Here is a 15631-nt window from a genome sequence, read left to right as displayed (position 1 = left end):
TGTCAGGTAGACGAGAAGCGCCGGAGGGAATTTAAGTCATGACACATGGCGTTACAGGTGCGGGGTTACAGGTTAGGCGACGAAAATAAAACCGGCGAATCGACACAGCACTTTAAATCTATATGAGAATTACTATAAATTACGCCACTTCTAAACTGCCATCATCGAATCGCCTGCCCAGGGGCGGAGTGCCGGTTGTGCTCAAGGACAAAAGCCGCGTATCGCGGTCGGGAGTCATGTTGGAAAACTACTATCGCGAGCTGGTGTGTTTCCTCAACGCCAAGCTGGGCAACCTGCAGGTGGCCGAAGATGTGGTGCATGACGCTTATGTGCGGGTGCTGGAGCGTTCCAGCGACACGCCGATCGAGCAACCGCGGGCCTTCCTCTACCGCACGGCGCTGAACCTGGTGATCGACGGCCATCGGCGCAATGCCTTGCGCCAGGTCGAATCCCTGGATGTGCTCGACAACGAAGAGCGCTTTTTCAGCCCCTCGCCACACACCTGCATCGACCACGGCCAGCGCCTGGACATGCTGCAACGGGCGCTGGCGGAGCTGCCGGCGCTGTGCCGGGAAAGTTTCCTGCTGCGCAAGCTCGAAGGCCTGTCCCACCCCGAGATCGCCGAGCGCCTGGGGATTTCCCGCAGCCTGGTGGAGAAGCACATCGTCAATGCGATGAAACATTGCCGGGTGCGGGTCCGGCAGTGGGACGCCCATTGATCCTTCTTTGTTAAATTTTTTTTCACTGTCCTCGTTCCTACTCAACAGACGACCTGCTGCCTCGCCATGGGCCGATCAGGTCACCGTCGATTTCTCCCCGCGTTGAGGGATTTATCCAGAGGACACTGGAAATGACACAGGCAATTGCATCGACCATCGTTCACGACCTGATCGGTATCGGTTTCGGCCCCTCGAACCTGGCGCTGGCTATCGCGCTGGAAGAACGTGGCCAGATTCAGGGTCCGCTGGACGCGCTGTTTCTCGACAAGCAGGCCGACTACCGCTGGCACGGCAACACGCTGGTGGCCCAGAGCGACCTGCAGATTTCCTTTCTCAAGGACCTGGTGACCCTGCGCAACCCGACCAGCCCGTATTCCTTCGTCAACTACCTCAAGCACCACGGCCGCCTGGTGGACTTCATCAACCTGGGCACCTTCTATCCGTGCCGCATGGAGTTCAACGATTACCTGCGCTGGGTCGCCGGGCACTTCCAGGAGCAGAGCCGCTACGGCGAAGAAGTGCTGGCCATCGAACCGGTGCTGCACAACCAGCAGGTCGAGGCACTGCGGGTGATTTCCCGCGACAGCCAGGGCCAGGAATTCGTCCGTACCAGCCGTTCGGTGGTGGTCAGCCCTGGCGGCACGCCACTGATCCCGGACACCTTCAAGGCGCTCAAGGACGACGGCCGGGTGTTCCACCACGCGCACTACCTGGAGCGCATGGCCAGCCAGCCGTGTGCCAGCGGCCAGCCGATGAACGTGGCGATCATCGGTGGCGGGCAGAGCGCCGCCGAGGCCTTTATCGACCTCAACGACAGCTTCCCTTCGGTGCAGGTGGACATGCTGATGCGCGGTTCGGCGCTGAAACCGGCGGACGACAGCCCGTTCGTCAACGAAGTGTTCTCGCCGGCTTTCACCGACCTGGTGTTCCAGCAGCCGAGCGGCGAGCGCGAGCGCCTGGTCCACGAGTACCAGAACACCAACTACTCGGTGGTGGATGTCGACCTGATCGAACGCATCTACGGGATTCTCTACCGGCAGAAAGTCTCCGGCATCGCGCGGCATGCCTTCCGCACCCTGACCACCGTGGAAAAAGCTACCGCCACCGCCCAGGGCGTCGAACTGGTGCTGCGCAACACCTCCACCGGCGAGCTGAGCACCCGCCACTACGACGCGGTGATCCTGGCCACCGGCTACGAGCGCCAGACTCACCGTGCGTTGCTGGCGCCGCTGGAAGCCTATCTGGGCGACTTCGAAGTGGACCGCAACTACCGGCTCATCACCGACGAGCGCTGCAAGGCCGGCATCTACACCCAGGGCTTCAGCCAGGCCAGCCACGGCCTGAGCGACACCTTGCTGTCGGTGCTGCCGATCCGCGCCGAGGAAATCGCCGCCTCTCTGTACGAGCACGACAAAGGCCGCCACAGCCGTTCGGTGCGCGACCTGCTGCTGGCCACCGCCAGCTGATTGCCCGGGTAACTTTGTAGGAGCGAGCTTGCTCGCGAAAAAATGGCCCGGCTTGCACGCTCCGTCGACTACTCCGACGCCTCGCGAGCAAGCTCGCTCCTACAGGATCGCGTTATCGTTGTAGGCGCGAGCGTGCCCACGACAGGGGGCATGACGTCCCCGCATTTCCTGCCTTTGGGGCCTGTCCGTAGCCCCTTCCTGAACCATCGCTGAAGAACTTTTCGATTCCCCCGCCAGCGCCTTGCCGTCGATTTACTCTGCAAAAACCGCGGCGTAAGCTGCGCGCGTTTTCCATCAAGCGGAGACCCACAGTGGGTACTTGTTCGAGTGACAGTAGTCGGCCGGTTTCGCTAACCGGCACCTTCCCGGCAAGATAACGCGCCCGCCTTGTGTGCCGTTGTCTCGCCATGACAGCGAGCGGCGGCTTCCCGATCGTGGCCTTCAGGGCCCGTTCCCGATGTCCTTCTCATCGACACTGCAACAGTGGGTGATGCCTGGCGCATCGCCGCGCTACGGCTGCGCCTGTTTGCGCGGCCGGCGAACCAGACCTGGCTGTGAGTTTCCCGGCGCCGACCGTTAGGGGACACACCATGAACCTCACCCTGCTCAAAGAGTTTTTTGCCGGCTTCCTGCGGACCCGGCACTTCGCCCGGCACTTTCGCCGCCTGGCCTTGCTGGAGAGCTTCAGCGACGCCAGCGTCAGCCGCGACCTGCCGCCGAGCCTCGCGCACACCCTGGTGGCTGCGGCCAACGACAATGCCACGGACCTGCTGCAACGCCTCGGCAGCCACACCGATGGCCTGAGCGAGGCCGAGGCCCAGGCCCTGCGCGAGCAGCATGGCCTCAACGAGGTCGAGCACGAGCAGCCGCTGCCGTGGTGGACGCATTTGTGGCATTGCTACAAGAACCCCTTCAACCTGCTGCTGACCCTGCTGGCGGTGATCTCCTGGCTGACCGAAGACATGAAGGCGGCCACGGTGATTTTTTCCATGGTGGTGCTCTCCACGCTGCTGCGCTTCTGGCAGGAGGCCAAGTCGAACAAGGCCGCCGATGCCCTCAAGGCAATGGTCAGCAACACCGCCACGGTGCTGCGGCGCAACGTGGTCGACGCCGCGCCGTCGGTGTTCGCCCGGCTGCATGGCGCGGCGGTGGCCAGCCAGGGCCAGCAACGCCTGGAACTGCCGATCCGGCAACTGGTGCCGGGCGACCTGATCCAGCTCTCGGCCGGCGACATGATCCCCGCCGATTGCCGGGTGCTCAGCGCCAAGGACCTGTTCGTCAGCCAGGCGGCGATGACCGGCGAATCGATGCCGGTGGAGAAATTCCCGCGCCAGCAGGACGCCGCCACCCTCAACCCGCTGGAGCTGGACAACATCCTGTTCATGGGCACCAACGTGGTGTCCGGCGCGGCCACCGCGCTGGTCCTGGCCACTGGCAACGCCACCTATTTCGGCGCCCTGGCGCAGCGGGTCGGGGCCACCGACCGGGCGCCGACTTCGTTCCAGAACGGGGTGAACAAGGTCAGCTGGCTGCTGATCCGCTTCATGTTCGTCATGGCGCCGCTGGTGCTGTTCATCAACGGCTTCACCAAGGGCGACTGGATGGAGGCGCTGCTGTTCGCGCTGTCGATCGCCGTGGGCCTGACCCCGGAAATGCTGCCGATGATCGTCACCTCGACCCTGGCCAAGGGCGCGGTGTTCCTGTCGCGCAAGAAAGTCATCGTCAAGCGCCTGGACGCGATTCAGAACTTCGGCGCCATGGACGTGCTGTGCACCGACAAGACCGGCACCCTGACCCAGGACAAGATCTTCCTCGCCCGGCATGTGGATGTCTGGGGCGAGGAGTCCGACGATGTGCTGGAAATGGCCTACCTGAACAGCTACTACCAGACCGGCCTGAAGAACCTGCTGGACGTGGCGGTGCTGGAGCACGTCGAAGTGCACCGCGAGCTGAGGGTCGGCACGGCGTTCCAGAAGGTCGACGAGATTCCCTTCGACTTCAACCGGCGGCGCATGTCGGTGGTGGTGGCCGAGAAGGAGCGTGCGCACCTGCTGATCTGCAAGGGCGCGGTGGAGGAGGTGCTGGCGGTGTGCACCCAGGTGCGCCATGGCGCCGCCGAGGAAATGCTCAGCGACGAGCTGCTGGCGCGGATCCGCCAGGTCACCGCCCAATTCAATGGCGAAGGCCTGCGGGTGGTGGCCGTGGCCGCCCGGCCGATGCCCCGGGGCCGCGACAGCTACAGCCTGGCGGACGAGCAGGGGCTGACCCTGATCGGTTACGTGGCGTTCCTCGACCCGCCCAAGGAAAGCACCGCGCCGGCCCTTGAGGCCCTGGCCGCCCATGGCGTGGCGGTGAAGGTGCTGACCGGCGACAACGAACTGGTGACGGCGAAGATCTGCCGCGAAGTCGGCCTGGAACAACAGGGCCTGCTGCTGGGCAACGACATCGAGCGCATGAGCGACACGCAGCTGGCCAAGGCCGTGGAAACCACCAATGTCTTCGCCCGGCTCACGCCCTCGCACAAGGAACGCATCGTCCGTCTGCTCAAGGGCAACGGCCATGTGGTCGGCTTCATGGGCGACGGCATCAACGACGCGCCGGCGCTGCGCACCGCGGATATCGGCATCTCGGTGGACAGCGCCGTGGACATCGCCAAGGAAGCGGCGGACATCATCCTCCTGGAGAAAAGCCTGATGGTGCTGGAGGAGGGCGTGCTGGAAGGGCGGCGGACCTTCGCCAACATGCTCAAGTACATCAAGATGACCGCCAGCTCGAACTTCGGCAACGTGTTCTCGGTGCTGGTGGCCAGCGCCTTCATTCCGTTCCTGCCGATGCTGCCGATGCACCTGCTGGTACAGAACCTGCTGTACGACATTTCCCAGATCGCCATTCCGTTCGACAACGTCGATGACGAAATGCTGGCCCGTCCGCAGCGCTGGCAGCCGGTGGACGTCGGGCGTTTCATGCTGTTTTTCGGGCCGATCAGTTCGATCTTCGACATCAGTACCTTTGCCCTGATGTGGTACGTGTTCGACGCCAATACCCCGGACCACCAGACCCTGTTCCAGTCCGGCTGGTTCGTGGTCGGGCTGCTGACCCAGACCCTGATCGTGCACATGATCCGCACGCCGAAGATCCCGTTCCTGCAAAGCCGCGCAGCCATGCCGCTGCTGGTGATGACCGGGTTGATCATGGCCATCGGCATCTTCCTGCCCATGGGCCCGCTGGCGCACTACTTCAAGCTGCAGGCGCTGCCGTCGCTGTACTTCGTGTTCCTGCCGGTGATCCTGCTGGCGTACATGGCGCTGACCCAGGCGGTGAAGGGCTTTTATATCCGTCGGTTCGGCTGGCAATAAGCTGCGGCTCGCGGCCGACGTTGCACAACATCCTGTGGCCGCTGCCGCAGGCTGCGATGGTCCGGGCCACGCTGTTCGCAGGGCCTCCGGCGTTGGCGGGATCGCCGCGGCCCTCCGGGCCGATCGCAGCCTGCGGCAGCGGCTACAGGGTTAACCGGTAATCGCCATCTGCTCGTAATGCCAGCCGGTGCAAGATACCCGGCACCCTGGCCGGCCTCATCGCGGACCCGTCGGATCGCCGCCCGCTCGCACCGGCAAAGTGCACCTATCCTTAACGGCAGCCGACCGCCGCGTACTCAAGGACTCCCTTCATGCAAGCACTCCAGAACATCAACCTGACCTCCCTGGTGGACACCCTGGTCAGCCTCAGCGCGGCCTTTATCCTCGGTGGCCTGATCGGCTTCGAGCGCCAGTACCGGCAACGCACCGCCGGCCTGCGCACCAACGTGCTGGTGGCGGTGGGCGCGGCGATTTTCGTCGACATGGCCAACCGCCTCGGCGGCGCCGAGGGCGCGGTGCGGGTGGTGGCCTATGTGGTGTCCGGCATCGGTTTTCTCGGCGCCGGGGTGATCATGCGCGAGGAGGGCAATGTCCGTGGCCTGAACACCGCGGCCACCCTCTGGGCCTCGGCGGCGGTGGGCGCCTGCGCCGGCGCCGACCTGATTCTCGAAGCCTTTCTTGGCACTTTGTTCGTGCTGGCGGCCAACACCCTGCTGCGACCGATCGTCAACAACATCAACCGCCAGCCGCTGGATGTGATCTCCGCCGAGGTCACCAACATCGTCTATGTCATCGCCCATCGCTCCAAGCAGAAGGCCGTGTTCGCCCTGCTCGAAGCGGAACTGGAACGCAGCAACTACCCGGCCAGCGACATCGATGTCCATGCCTTCGGCAACGACGACGTGGAGATCGAAGCCACCCTGGCCACCACCTCGGTGGACGGCGACGAGCTCGACGCCCTGGTGGCGCGCCTGTCCACCTCTGCCCTGGTGGAGCAGGCGTTCTGGAGCCCCAGCACCACCGAATAAAGCGCCCGTACAGGGGGCTTTCCTGGGAGAAATGTCTTGTGCGCGGCAATTTTTGGGAATTGTCTTAAAGAGTCGGCCAGGGGCCATCGGATAGTCTGTCGAGCCTCTGTGTTCAACCGATAGTTGCCACGCCGATGCCCAACAAGCGCTTGAGAATATTGATTGCCGATGCGTCCCGGGAGCAGTGTGGGCGCATCGAGCGTTTGTTGAATGGCCTGGGGTATTTCCGCGTCGCGGCGGTGGAGTCTTTCCGCGAACTGGTGACCCTGACTCACTATTCCTGCGACCCCTTCGAGAACTTCGATCTGTTGCTGCTCAGCGGCGAGCTGGCGTTCGCCGCCGGGGTGGACGCCGGCGCGTTCTGCCAGGGCAACCCGCAGATCCGCCATGCCATGATCTATGGCGGTCGCACCGAACAGGCATTGCCGGTGGTCCTCGGTGCCTCTGCGCTACAGGAGATTCTCTGGGTGCAGGGCGCCACGCAGGAGATCCTCCAGCGCTTCATTGCCCATATCAATCCTCCCGCCTCCTCGGGCAAAGACCGAACCTTCTGAATGCTGAATAGCCCTCCGCAGTTGCTGGGAACAGGGCTTGCGTCGCGCTACTGGAGGTGGAATCACCACCTGGCCAGCGGTTCTCCGATGGCCGCTACCGGGGCCGGGCGGGGTCTTTTGTTTCCATCCGGAGCGGGCAAAAAGCAGGATTCATGGCCGCCCATGGATAGCCGATGAGTGCCGCCGGTGTGGGCGGAAATACCAGGGAAACGAGCATTTCGGGCTCGAAAAGTAGGGGAAAGCCGCATTTTAGTAATTCGGAGTAGGGCTTTTCAGAAAACCCTTAGAGAAAACTATCGGCTGCTCCCCTAGCCTTTATTCATAGGCTTGGAGCCTGTCATCTCAGACTTTTTTCATGGTCGCGAACAAATGCCGAATAAAACGTTACGAATCCTGATCGCCGATGAACAGCATTTTCATCGAATGAAGATCGAGCGGGTGCTGAACCAGCTGGGCTATTACCGGATTGCACCGATGTATCGACTCGTCGAGGTGTTGAACGTCGTGGAATATGGCAGTGAGCCAATGGACCTGCTGATCATCAACGCTTCGCTGGGGTTGCAGGCCCGGCTCGATATCGTGGCGTTCTGCATGGATAACCCGCAGATCCGTCATGTGCTGGTCTATGACTCCGAGCTTCTCGGCGTGCCTTCGATTCCACTCGGTCCGCAGCGCAAGCTGTATATCAGCAGCCTGCCGCTGCCGGACCACGAGACCCTCAGCCGCTTGATGGCGGCCATCGACACCGGCCACCGGAGCAAGATCCCGGCGGCCGGAAAGTTTCCCAGCAGTTCCAATGAGGAAGAGATCGCCCCCGATGGCATTCGGTTGAATGCCGTGGTGCGTTAAGGCTTCAGTCCCACGCCGGTGCAATGCCGGCGGGGCTGGTCAGACGATGACCGCGCTCCAGACTGGCGATGCGTTGCATGTCTGCCTCGCTCAGGCTCAGGGCACAGGCCTTGAGGTTACTTTCCAGGTTCGCGCGCCTGGTCGAGGAGGGAATCACCGCATGACCCGATTGCATGGCCCAGGCCAGGGTCACTTGGGCCGGCGTTGCCCGATGCTGCTGGGCGATCTGCTGGATGACCGGGTCCTCGAGCACTTCACCGTAGGCCAGCGTCATGTACGAGGTGATGTGAATCCCCTGGTTTTGCGCGAACTCCACGACCTTGCGGTTCTGCAGGTAAGGATGCAGTTCGATCTGATTAGTGGCGATGTGCTCGGCACCGACCGCGGCGATGGCCTGCCGCATCAGGTCGATGGTGAAGTTGGAAACACCGATCTGCCGGGTCAACCCCAGTTGCCTGGCCTCCAGCAGCGCCGCCATGAACTCTTCGACCGGTACCTGGTTGTCCGGTGACGGCCAGTGGATCAGGGTCAGGTCCAGGTAGTCGGTCCGCAGCTTGCGCAGGCTGTCCTTGAGGCTGGGGATCAGCTTGTCGCGGGCGAAATGGGCGACCCAGATCTTGCTGGTGACGAACAGCTCGTCGCGGGGGATGCCGCTGTCGGCGATGGCCTGGCCGACCTCGGCTTCGTTCTCGTAGATCTGTGCGGTGTCGATCGCCCGGTAGCCCAGTTCGAGCGCGGTGCTGACCGAGTCGATGACCACCTGGCCTTGCAGGCGAAAGGTGCCGAGGCCGAAAGCAGGTACAGACATGGATGACTCCAGATGGCAGTGGAAAGGCCACGAGTATCCCGATCCGCACCCTTGAGAAAAACCGCCGGACAGGCAAAGCAATCTTTACCGCGAATCACGAATGCGCGGGCAGGCACGAACCCTGGTAGGCGCGAGCTTGCTCGCGAGACCTCCTCCCGGCCACCGCTGAGCGCAAGCCGTAGTTTTTTCGCGAACGGGCCCGCTTCTACAGACGCAGAGGCGGTTTCAGCCACGCGCTTCAAGAATCATGCAGGTGGTGGAGCCGGTGGCGTACAGGCGGCCATCGACGTCGTAGATCCGCCCTTCGGCCAGGGCGGTGGAGCGGCCCAGGTGGACGATCTTGCCTTCGGCGCGGATCGGCCCGCTGCTGCCGGTCAGGGCCCGCACATAGCTGATGCGCAGGTCCAGGGTGGTGTAGCCCTGGCCTTTGTTCAGGCGGGTGTGGATCGCGCAACCCATGCAGGAGTCCAGCAGGGTTGCGGCATAACCGCCGTGCACGCTGCCCAGCGGGTTGTAATGGCGGGCATCCGGGGTGCCCTGGAACACGAAGTGCCCGGCGGACCATTCGATGGGGATGAAATCCAGCAACGTGCCGATGGGCGGCGAGGGCAATTCGCCGTTGCCGATGCCGTCGAAGAACTCGGCGGGCGAGAGGGCGCTGACCTCGGCCAGGGACAGGCTGCCCGGACCGGCCAGGCGCGCGCGCATGGCCTGTTCCTGGGCAATCCACTGGGCCAGGGTGGCCTCGCGTGATGGGCTTTGCATGGGCGTTTCCTCACTGGGCGGAACAAGATGACGAGGAAAATATTATGTTCGAAATATTATTCCGGCCAGTGTCAAAAACGCCACAGGTCGGAAGATTCGGCCAGGCTTCACCTTGCGCGCATCCTCAGGTGATATCGCTGCGGCTGAACTCCTCGCCGAGAAAGTCGATCAGGGTGCGCACCGACGGCAGCAGGCCACGGCGCGACGGGAAGATCGCATGGACGATCCCGCACTTGGGCGCCCAGTCCGGTACCAGCTGCACCAGGCGTTCGGCGGCCATATCGTCGCGCACCACCACGCTGGGCAGGTGGACGATGCCGATTCCCGCCAGCGCCGCCTGGCGCAGGGCAATCAGGTCGTCGGTGACCATCCGCGGCTTGTGGCGAATCTGCGCGAGCGTCTCGTCGGGGCCGAACAGCTCCCACTGGTATTCGCGTTGCGCCGCGCCCCAATGCAGGCTCGGCAGGCCGCTGAGGTCGGCGGGCGAGGCGGGGCTCGACAGGCGCGCAAGAAAGTCCGGGTGGCCGACCAGGCACTGGGTGCTGTTGCCCAGAACCTTCATCACCAGGTCGCTGCTTTCCAATGGCGGGAAGCGCACCCGCAGGGCGATGTCGAAACCTTCGTGGATCAGGTCGACCCGGCGGTTGGTGCTCTCGATGAACAGCTCCACCAGCGGGTACTTGAGCATGTAGCGGGTCAGCATCGGCCCGACCCAGGAGTTGAGCAGCGCGGTCGGGCAACTGATGCGCACCAGGCCCTGGGGCTCGGAACGGTTGCGCTCGATGACTTCCGCGGCGCTTTCCGCTTCCACGCGCATGGCCAGGCAGCGCTGGTAGTACTCATGGCCGATCTCGGTGAGCGAGCAGTGGCGACTGGTGCGGTGAATCAGGCGCACGCCGAGGCGTTCCTCGAGCTGGGCAATGCGCCGGCTGAGCTTGGACTTGGGCATGTCCAGGGCGCGTCCGGCAGCGGCGAAACCACGGTGTTCGACGACCTGGGTGAAGTAGTAGAGGGTATTGAGGTCTTCCACCATCGTTCTCCAGATAGAACGCTAAGAGCGATTTTTGCAGTCTAGTGCATCAAAGGTATGGGTTTTAAGGTGTATCCAACGAAATAACTCACCCATTTCGGAGGCACCCGCATGAAAAACATCATCGGTATCTACACCAGCCCACGGGCCCATTGGGTGGGCGACGGCTTCCCGGTGCACACACTGTTTTCCTACGACAACCTGGGCAAGCACATCAGCCCGTTCCTGCTGCTCGACCACGCCGGCCCGGCTGAATTCACCCCGACCCAGGGACGGCGCGGCGTGGGCCAGCACCCCCACCGCGGCTTCGAAACCGTGACCATCGTCTACAAGGGCGAGGTGGAGCACCGCGACTCCACCGGCAGCGGCGGCAAGATCGGCCCTGGCGATGTGCAATGGATGACCGCGGCCTCGGGGATTCTCCATGAGGAGTTTCACTCCGCAGCGTTCGCCCGGTCCGGCGGCACCCTGGACATGGTCCAGCTGTGGGTCAACCTGCCGGCGCGGGACAAGATGGCCGCGCCCGGTTACCAGACCATCCTCGATGGCGACATCCCGGCCATCGCCCTGAAGGACAAGGCCGGCACCCTGCGGTTGATCGCCGGCGAGTACGACGGCGTCAAGGGCCCGGCCCGCACCTTCACGCCCATCGACGTCTGGGACATCCGCCTGAATGCCGGCAAGCCCCTGACCCTCGACCTGCACGAGGGGCGCAACACCGCCCTGGTGCTGCTGCGCGGCACGCTCCAGGTCAATGGCCAGGAAGTAGTGCGTGAAGGCCAGCTGGTGCTGTTCGAGCGTGACGGCGACCAGCTCAGCCTGGAGGCCAACAACGACGCGGTGGTGCTGCTGCTCAGCGGCGAACCGATCGACGAGCCCATCGTCGGTCATGGTCCGTTCGTGATGAACAGCGAGGCCGAGATCCACCAGGCCTTCGTCGACTTCCAGTCCGGTCGTTTCGGCCAGATGCCTGGCTGACCCCCACTTACCGACTTGCACAGGACGTGTCGGCCGGTTCAGGGCCAGGGATGGCTGTTGCCTTCAATAAATGCCCTAAACGAAAGAGGAACTGCACATGAACAACTTCAATGCTGCCAACTTCAATGGCGCCAAGCCGACCATCGACCCCAACGACGCAGCGATGCTGCTGATCGACCACCAGAGCGGGCTGTTCCAGATCGTCAAGGACATGGACGTGCCGCAATTGCGGGCCAATGCCATCGCTCTGGCGAAAGCTGCGACCTTGCTGAAGATGCCGGTGATCACCACCGCCTCGGTGCCCCAGGGCCCCAACGGCCCGCTGATCCCGGAAATCCACCAGGAGGCGCCCCATGCCCAGTACGTGGCGCGCAAAGGCGAAATCAACGCCTGGGACAATCCCGAGTTCCGGGCGGCGGTAGAAGCCACCGGCAAGAAAACCCTGGTGATCGCCGGCACCCTGACCAGCGTTTGCCTGGCGTTTCCGTCGATCGCCGCGGTGCATGAAGGCTACAAGGTGTTCGCGGTGGTCGATGCCTCGGGCAACCATTCGCGGCTGGCCACTGACCTGACCATCGCCCGCCTGGCCCAGGCCGGGGTGGTGCCGATCGACATCATGGCGACGCTTTCCGAGCTGCAGGGTTCGTGGAACCGCCCGGACGCCGAGCAGTGGGCCGCGGTCTACGCCCAGGCCATGCCGCATTACCAGTTGCTGATCGAGAGCTACCTCAAGGCCCAGCAAGTGGCGAACGAGCACGAAGTGCTGGACTCCCAGCGCTGAAGCTGCACCCCCACGCCGACGTCCAGTCGGTATCGACAAGAAGCGAGGACTACCCCATGACTACCGCCTACAAGCGTCTCGACAAAGACAACGCCGCCGTGCTGCTGGTGGATCACCAGGCCGGCCTGCTGTCCCTGGTGCGCGACATCGACCCGGACAAGTTCAAGAACAACGTGCTGGCCCTGGCCGACCTGGCCAAGTACTTCAAGTTGCCGACCATCCTCACCACCAGCTTCGAAACCGGCCCCAACGGCCCGCTGGTGCCCGAGCTCAAGGCGTTGTTCCCGGACGCGCCGTATATCGCCCGGCCCGGGCAGATCAACGCCTGGGACAACGAAGACTTCGTCAAGGCGATCAAGGCCACCGGCAAGAAGCAGCTGATCATCGCCGGCGTGGTGACCGAGGTTTGCGTGGCCTTCCCGGCGCTGTCGGCCCTGGAAGAAGGCTTCGAGGTGTTCGTGGTCACCGACGCCTCCGGCACCTTCAATGCCCTGACTCGCGATTCGGCATGGAACCGCATGTCCACCGCCGGCGCCCAGTTGATGACCTGGTTCGGCCTGGCCTGCGAGCTGCACCGCGACTGGCGCAACGACATCGAGGGCCTGGGCACCTTGTTCTCCAACCACATCCCGGACTACCGCAACCTGATCACCAGCTACACCACTTTGACCCAGGGCAAGTGACCTGCCAGCGGCGGCTACACAAGGCAGCGAGCACGACCGGGCTATCGGAGGTGTCGCGATTCCCTGTAGCCGCTGCTGCAGGCTGCGATAGGACCGAAGGTCCTTAAGCGGTTTCAAGACCCTGCGCCTGCTGCGCAGTCGATCGCAGCCTCGCAAGCTCGGCAGCGGCTACAGGGTTAGCGCCGATCGGTAGGTCACAACCCCTGTAGCCGCTGCCGCAGGCTGCGATAGGACCGAAGGTCCTTAAGCGATCTCAAGATCCTGCGCCCCCTGCGGGGTCGCTCGCAGCCTCGCAGGCTGCAGCGGCTACAGAGTGAGCGACATCGTTGCAGGCAGGGGCTTCCCATGAGGCCCCTGTTTTTGTTTCTGCGGCTATACCTGCAAGGTCGCTTGTGTGAGATTGTCGCGCCTCTGACCGTGCTGGAGTTGCTTGATGCCGAACCTGTTCGCCGACCACCCGCTGTTCGCCGCGCTGGTCCTGATCCTGCTGGACATGCTGCTGTGGCGCCTGATCGGCGCGCGGGGCGGTTACTGGAAGCTGCTGGTGCGGGTGCTGATCTTCACCCTGTACAGCGTGCTGCTGTTCAACCAGGGCCTGAACCCGATGCAGGCGGCGCCCTGGCCGGAGGACGTGCCGCTGCACCTGGCCGCCACCGGGTTGCAGATCGGTTGGTGGCTGTTCGGTGCGCGGACCCTGACGGTGTTGCTCGGCACCCTGATGATGCAGCGGGTCGGGCATACCGGGCGGCTGTTGCAGGACTTGATGGGGGCGGTGATTTTCCTGATCGCCATCATCGCCGCCATGGCCTATGTGCTGGAGCTGCCGGTCAAGGGCGTGCTGGCCACCTCCGGCGCGGTGGCGATCATTGTCGGCCTGGCGCTGCAAAGCACCCTCAGCGACGTGTTCTCCGGCATCGTGCTGAACACCACCAAGCCGTATCAGCTCGATGACTGGATCTCCATCGACGGCACCGAAGGCCGGGTCACCGACATCGACTGGCGCGCCACCCGGCTGCAGACCTCCCAGGGCAGCATGGCGGTGATCCCCAATTCCCTGGCGGCCAAGGCCAAGATCATCAACTTCAGCCGTCCCGCCGATATGCACGGGCTTTCCATCAGCCTCCAGGTCAGCCCCCATGAGCGGCCGCAAACGGTGATCGAAGCGCTGGAACGGGCCATGCTCGGTTGCCGTTTCCTGCTCCCCAAGCCGGCCCCCAGCGTGGCCCTGAAAAGCTCGGGCAACGCCGGGGTGGAGTACGAGATCAGCGGTTTCGTGGCCTCCATGGGCCAGAAGCGCGAAGTGCGCAACCAGCTGTTCGACCTGGCCTTCCGGCACTTGCAGGCGTCCGGCGTCAGTCTGTTGTCCAGCGGTGAAAGCAGCGTGGCGGCCCACCTGTCGCGCCCGCGGGCGCTGCTGGACAGCTCGAGCATCTTCTCCACCCTGCGCCAGGAAGAGAAGGAAACCTTCAGCCAGAACATGACCCTGCAGACCTTCCGCGCCGGCGAGACCATCCTGCCGGCGGGCGAGGTCAGCGATCACCTGCTGATCATCGAATCGGGGGTGGTCTCGGTCAGCCTGATCCGCGATGGCAAGCCCTTCGAGGCCGGGCGCATGGGGCCGGGCGAAGTGATAGGCGAGGCGGGGGTCGCCGATCAGGCGACCGCGGCGGACTTCTCGGCCAAGACCTTCTGCACCCTGTACCGCATCGAAAACGAATACCTCAAGCCGTGCCTGGATGCGCGGCGCGACATCAGCGACGCGATGAAAAACCTCCTGGATTTCCGCCAGCACATCGCCCAGACCCTGACCCAGGAAAGCCCGCGGCCGGCGGTGAAAAAAGGCTTTATGCAGTGGCTGCGCCGGCGCGCCTGAGCGTCCATGCACGCCCCCTGCAGGCGCGCAGCTTGCGCGCGATAGCGTCATCGGTGAATGGCCGCTGCGCGGATCGCGCGCAAGCTGCGCTCCTACGCAAGAGGGGGGGCATTGGTCACCTGGTCTTAGCCGGAATTGGTTATTGGTTGGGACCGGGCCCGGGCTTAACGTAGCGCCACATTCATTTGATCTGGAGCCACACCATGCAACCGCGTATCGACTTCTACACCGCTTCGCCAGACGCCCTCAAAGCCATGATCGCGCTGGAAACCGCGGTATCGAAACTGCCCCTGGAAAAGTCGCTGATCGAGCTGGTGAAGCTGCGCGCCTCGCAGATCAACGGCTGTGCCTTCTGCGTCGACATGCACACCGCCGACGCGCGCAAGAGCGGGGAAACCGAGCGCCGCTTGTACGCTGTCTCGGTCTGGCGCGAAGCGCCGTTCTTCACCGACCGCGAACGGGCCGCCCTGGCCTGGACCGAGTCCCTGACCCGGGTCAGCGAAACCCACGCGCCGGATGCCGACTACGAGCTGCTGAGCAGCCAGTTCAGCCCCAGCGAACAGGTCGACCTGAGCCTGGCCATCGCCACCATCAACAGCTGGAACCGCCTGGCGGTGGGTTTCCGCAAAATGCCCCAGGCCTGATTCCCGGGCTCACTGGCCGTCGGCTGGCGGATGGAGTGGGCCGCCAGCGCGGCGTCTGGCGAGAAGGGATCAGGGCCCAAGCGGAAGCAGTTGGCGC

At 63.8% G+C, this 15631-nt stretch carries 14 protein-coding genes; 11 read left to right on the top strand and 3 right to left on the bottom strand.

Features of this window, described 5'->3' with window-relative positions:
* Positions 1–236 precede the first annotated feature (236 nt).
* The 6 genes from AC07PQ_RS05210 to AC07PQ_RS05185 all read left to right on the top strand — a co-directional run bounded on the left by AC07PQ_RS05210 (position 237) and on the right by AC07PQ_RS05185 (position 7972).
* Positions 237–719 carry a sigma-70 family RNA polymerase sigma factor gene (locus AC07PQ_RS05210; protein ID WP_037035587.1) on the top strand — a complete coding sequence of 161 codons (483 nt, stop codon included), beginning with the start codon at positions 237–239 and terminating at the stop codon, positions 717–719.
* A gap of 131 nt (positions 720–850) precedes the next feature.
* On the top strand, positions 851–2185 hold the full coding sequence (locus AC07PQ_RS05205; RefSeq protein WP_493184305.1) for a lysine N(6)-hydroxylase/L-ornithine N(5)-oxygenase family protein: 1335 nt from the start codon (positions 851–853) through the stop codon (positions 2183–2185).
* Positions 2186–2775: 590 nt separating this feature from the next.
* A complete protein-coding gene (gene mgtA, locus AC07PQ_RS05200) occupies positions 2776–5541 on the top strand; it encodes a magnesium-translocating P-type ATPase (protein ID WP_493184306.1) in 2766 nt (921 codons plus the stop codon).
* A gap of 311 nt (positions 5542–5852) precedes the next feature.
* Entirely contained in the window at positions 5853–6569 is a 717-nt protein-coding gene (locus AC07PQ_RS05195; RefSeq protein ID WP_007927856.1) for an MgtC/SapB family protein, read from the top strand.
* Positions 6570–6703: 134 nt separating this feature from the next.
* Positions 6704–7123 carry a hypothetical protein gene (locus tag AC07PQ_RS05190; protein WP_007927857.1) on the top strand — a complete coding sequence of 140 codons (420 nt, stop codon included), beginning with the start codon at positions 6704–6706 and terminating at the stop codon, positions 7121–7123.
* Between the two features lie 369 nt (positions 7124–7492).
* Entirely contained in the window at positions 7493–7972 is a 480-nt protein-coding gene (locus tag AC07PQ_RS05185) for a hypothetical protein (protein ID WP_007927859.1), read from the top strand.
* Between the two features lie 4 nt (positions 7973–7976).
* Here the strand turns inward: AC07PQ_RS05185 and dkgB are convergent, their stop codons facing one another.
* The 3 genes from dkgB to AC07PQ_RS05170 form a co-directional block, all read right to left on the bottom strand.
* Positions 7977–8780 carry a 2,5-didehydrogluconate reductase DkgB gene (dkgB, locus tag AC07PQ_RS05180; protein ID WP_493184307.1) on the bottom strand — a complete coding sequence of 268 codons (804 nt, stop codon included), beginning with the start codon at positions 8778–8780 and terminating at the stop codon, positions 7977–7979.
* 225 nt (positions 8781–9005) lie between these two features.
* A complete protein-coding gene (locus tag AC07PQ_RS05175) occupies positions 9006–9545 on the bottom strand; it encodes a PaaI family thioesterase (protein WP_053262004.1) in 540 nt (179 codons plus the stop codon).
* A 124-nt stretch (positions 9546–9669) separates the two neighbouring features.
* Entirely contained in the window at positions 9670–10578 is a 909-nt protein-coding gene (locus AC07PQ_RS05170; RefSeq protein ID WP_493184308.1) for a LysR family transcriptional regulator, read from the bottom strand.
* Positions 10579–10686: 108 nt separating this feature from the next.
* Here AC07PQ_RS05170 and AC07PQ_RS05165 point away from each other — a divergent pair, with 108 nt between their 5' ends.
* The 5 genes from AC07PQ_RS05165 (at position 10687) to AC07PQ_RS05145 (ending at position 15534) form a co-directional block, all read left to right on the top strand.
* A complete protein-coding gene (locus AC07PQ_RS05165) occupies positions 10687–11553 on the top strand; it encodes a pirin family protein (RefSeq protein ID WP_493184309.1) in 867 nt (288 codons plus the stop codon).
* Between the two features lie 97 nt (positions 11554–11650).
* Positions 11651–12334: an isochorismatase family protein gene (locus AC07PQ_RS05160; RefSeq protein WP_062825194.1), complete on the top strand. Its 684-nt coding sequence runs from the start codon at positions 11651–11653 to the stop codon at positions 12332–12334.
* Positions 12335–12390: 56 nt separating this feature from the next.
* Positions 12391–13017 carry an isochorismate family cysteine hydrolase YcaC gene (ycaC, locus tag AC07PQ_RS05155; RefSeq protein ID WP_007927871.1) on the top strand — a complete coding sequence of 209 codons (627 nt, stop codon included), beginning with the start codon at positions 12391–12393 and terminating at the stop codon, positions 13015–13017.
* Between the two features lie 433 nt (positions 13018–13450).
* Positions 13451–14890, top strand: a complete 1440-nt coding sequence (locus tag AC07PQ_RS05150) for a mechanosensitive ion channel domain-containing protein (RefSeq protein ID WP_493184310.1) — start codon at positions 13451–13453, stop codon at positions 14888–14890.
* A 203-nt stretch (positions 14891–15093) separates the two neighbouring features.
* A complete protein-coding gene (locus tag AC07PQ_RS05145) occupies positions 15094–15534 on the top strand; it encodes a carboxymuconolactone decarboxylase family protein (RefSeq protein WP_007927880.1) in 441 nt (146 codons plus the stop codon).
* The last annotated feature ends 97 nt before the right edge of the window (positions 15535–15631 follow it).

The sequence above is a fragment of the Pseudomonas sp. GW821-FHT09E12 genome (genome assembly GCF_059416085.1).
The sequence above is the reverse complement of the archived record's forward strand: the minus strand, read 5'-3'. Positions and strand labels throughout refer to the sequence as shown.

Coding starts and splice junctions, on each gene's coding strand:
- AC07PQ_RS05150 (WP_493184310.1), top strand. CDS start 13,451: ATGCCGAACCTGTTCGCCGACCACCCGCTGTTCGCCGCGCTGGTCCTG.
- AC07PQ_RS05190 (WP_007927857.1), top strand. CDS start 6,704: ATGCCCAACAAGCGCTTGAGAATATTGATTGCCGATGCGTCCCGGGAG.
- AC07PQ_RS05210 (WP_037035587.1), top strand. CDS start 237: ATGTTGGAAAACTACTATCGCGAGCTGGTGTGTTTCCTCAACGCCAAG.
- ycaC (WP_007927871.1), top strand. CDS start 12,391: ATGACTACCGCCTACAAGCGTCTCGACAAAGACAACGCCGCCGTGCTG.
- AC07PQ_RS05185 (WP_007927859.1), top strand. CDS start 7,493: ATGCCGAATAAAACGTTACGAATCCTGATCGCCGATGAACAGCATTTT.
- AC07PQ_RS05165 (WP_493184309.1), top strand. CDS start 10,687: ATGAAAAACATCATCGGTATCTACACCAGCCCACGGGCCCATTGGGTG.
- AC07PQ_RS05170 (WP_493184308.1), bottom strand. CDS start 10,578: ATGGTGGAAGACCTCAATACCCTCTACTACTTCACCCAGGTCGTCGAA.
- AC07PQ_RS05195 (WP_007927856.1), top strand. CDS start 5,853: ATGCAAGCACTCCAGAACATCAACCTGACCTCCCTGGTGGACACCCTG.
- AC07PQ_RS05145 (WP_007927880.1), top strand. CDS start 15,094: ATGCAACCGCGTATCGACTTCTACACCGCTTCGCCAGACGCCCTCAAA.
- AC07PQ_RS05175 (WP_053262004.1), bottom strand. CDS start 9,545: ATGCAAAGCCCATCACGCGAGGCCACCCTGGCCCAGTGGATTGCCCAG.
- AC07PQ_RS05205 (WP_493184305.1), top strand. CDS start 851: ATGACACAGGCAATTGCATCGACCATCGTTCACGACCTGATCGGTATC.
- mgtA (WP_493184306.1), top strand. CDS start 2,776: ATGAACCTCACCCTGCTCAAAGAGTTTTTTGCCGGCTTCCTGCGGACC.
- AC07PQ_RS05160 (WP_062825194.1), top strand. CDS start 11,651: ATGAACAACTTCAATGCTGCCAACTTCAATGGCGCCAAGCCGACCATC.
- dkgB (WP_493184307.1), bottom strand. CDS start 8,780: ATGTCTGTACCTGCTTTCGGCCTCGGCACCTTTCGCCTGCAAGGCCAG.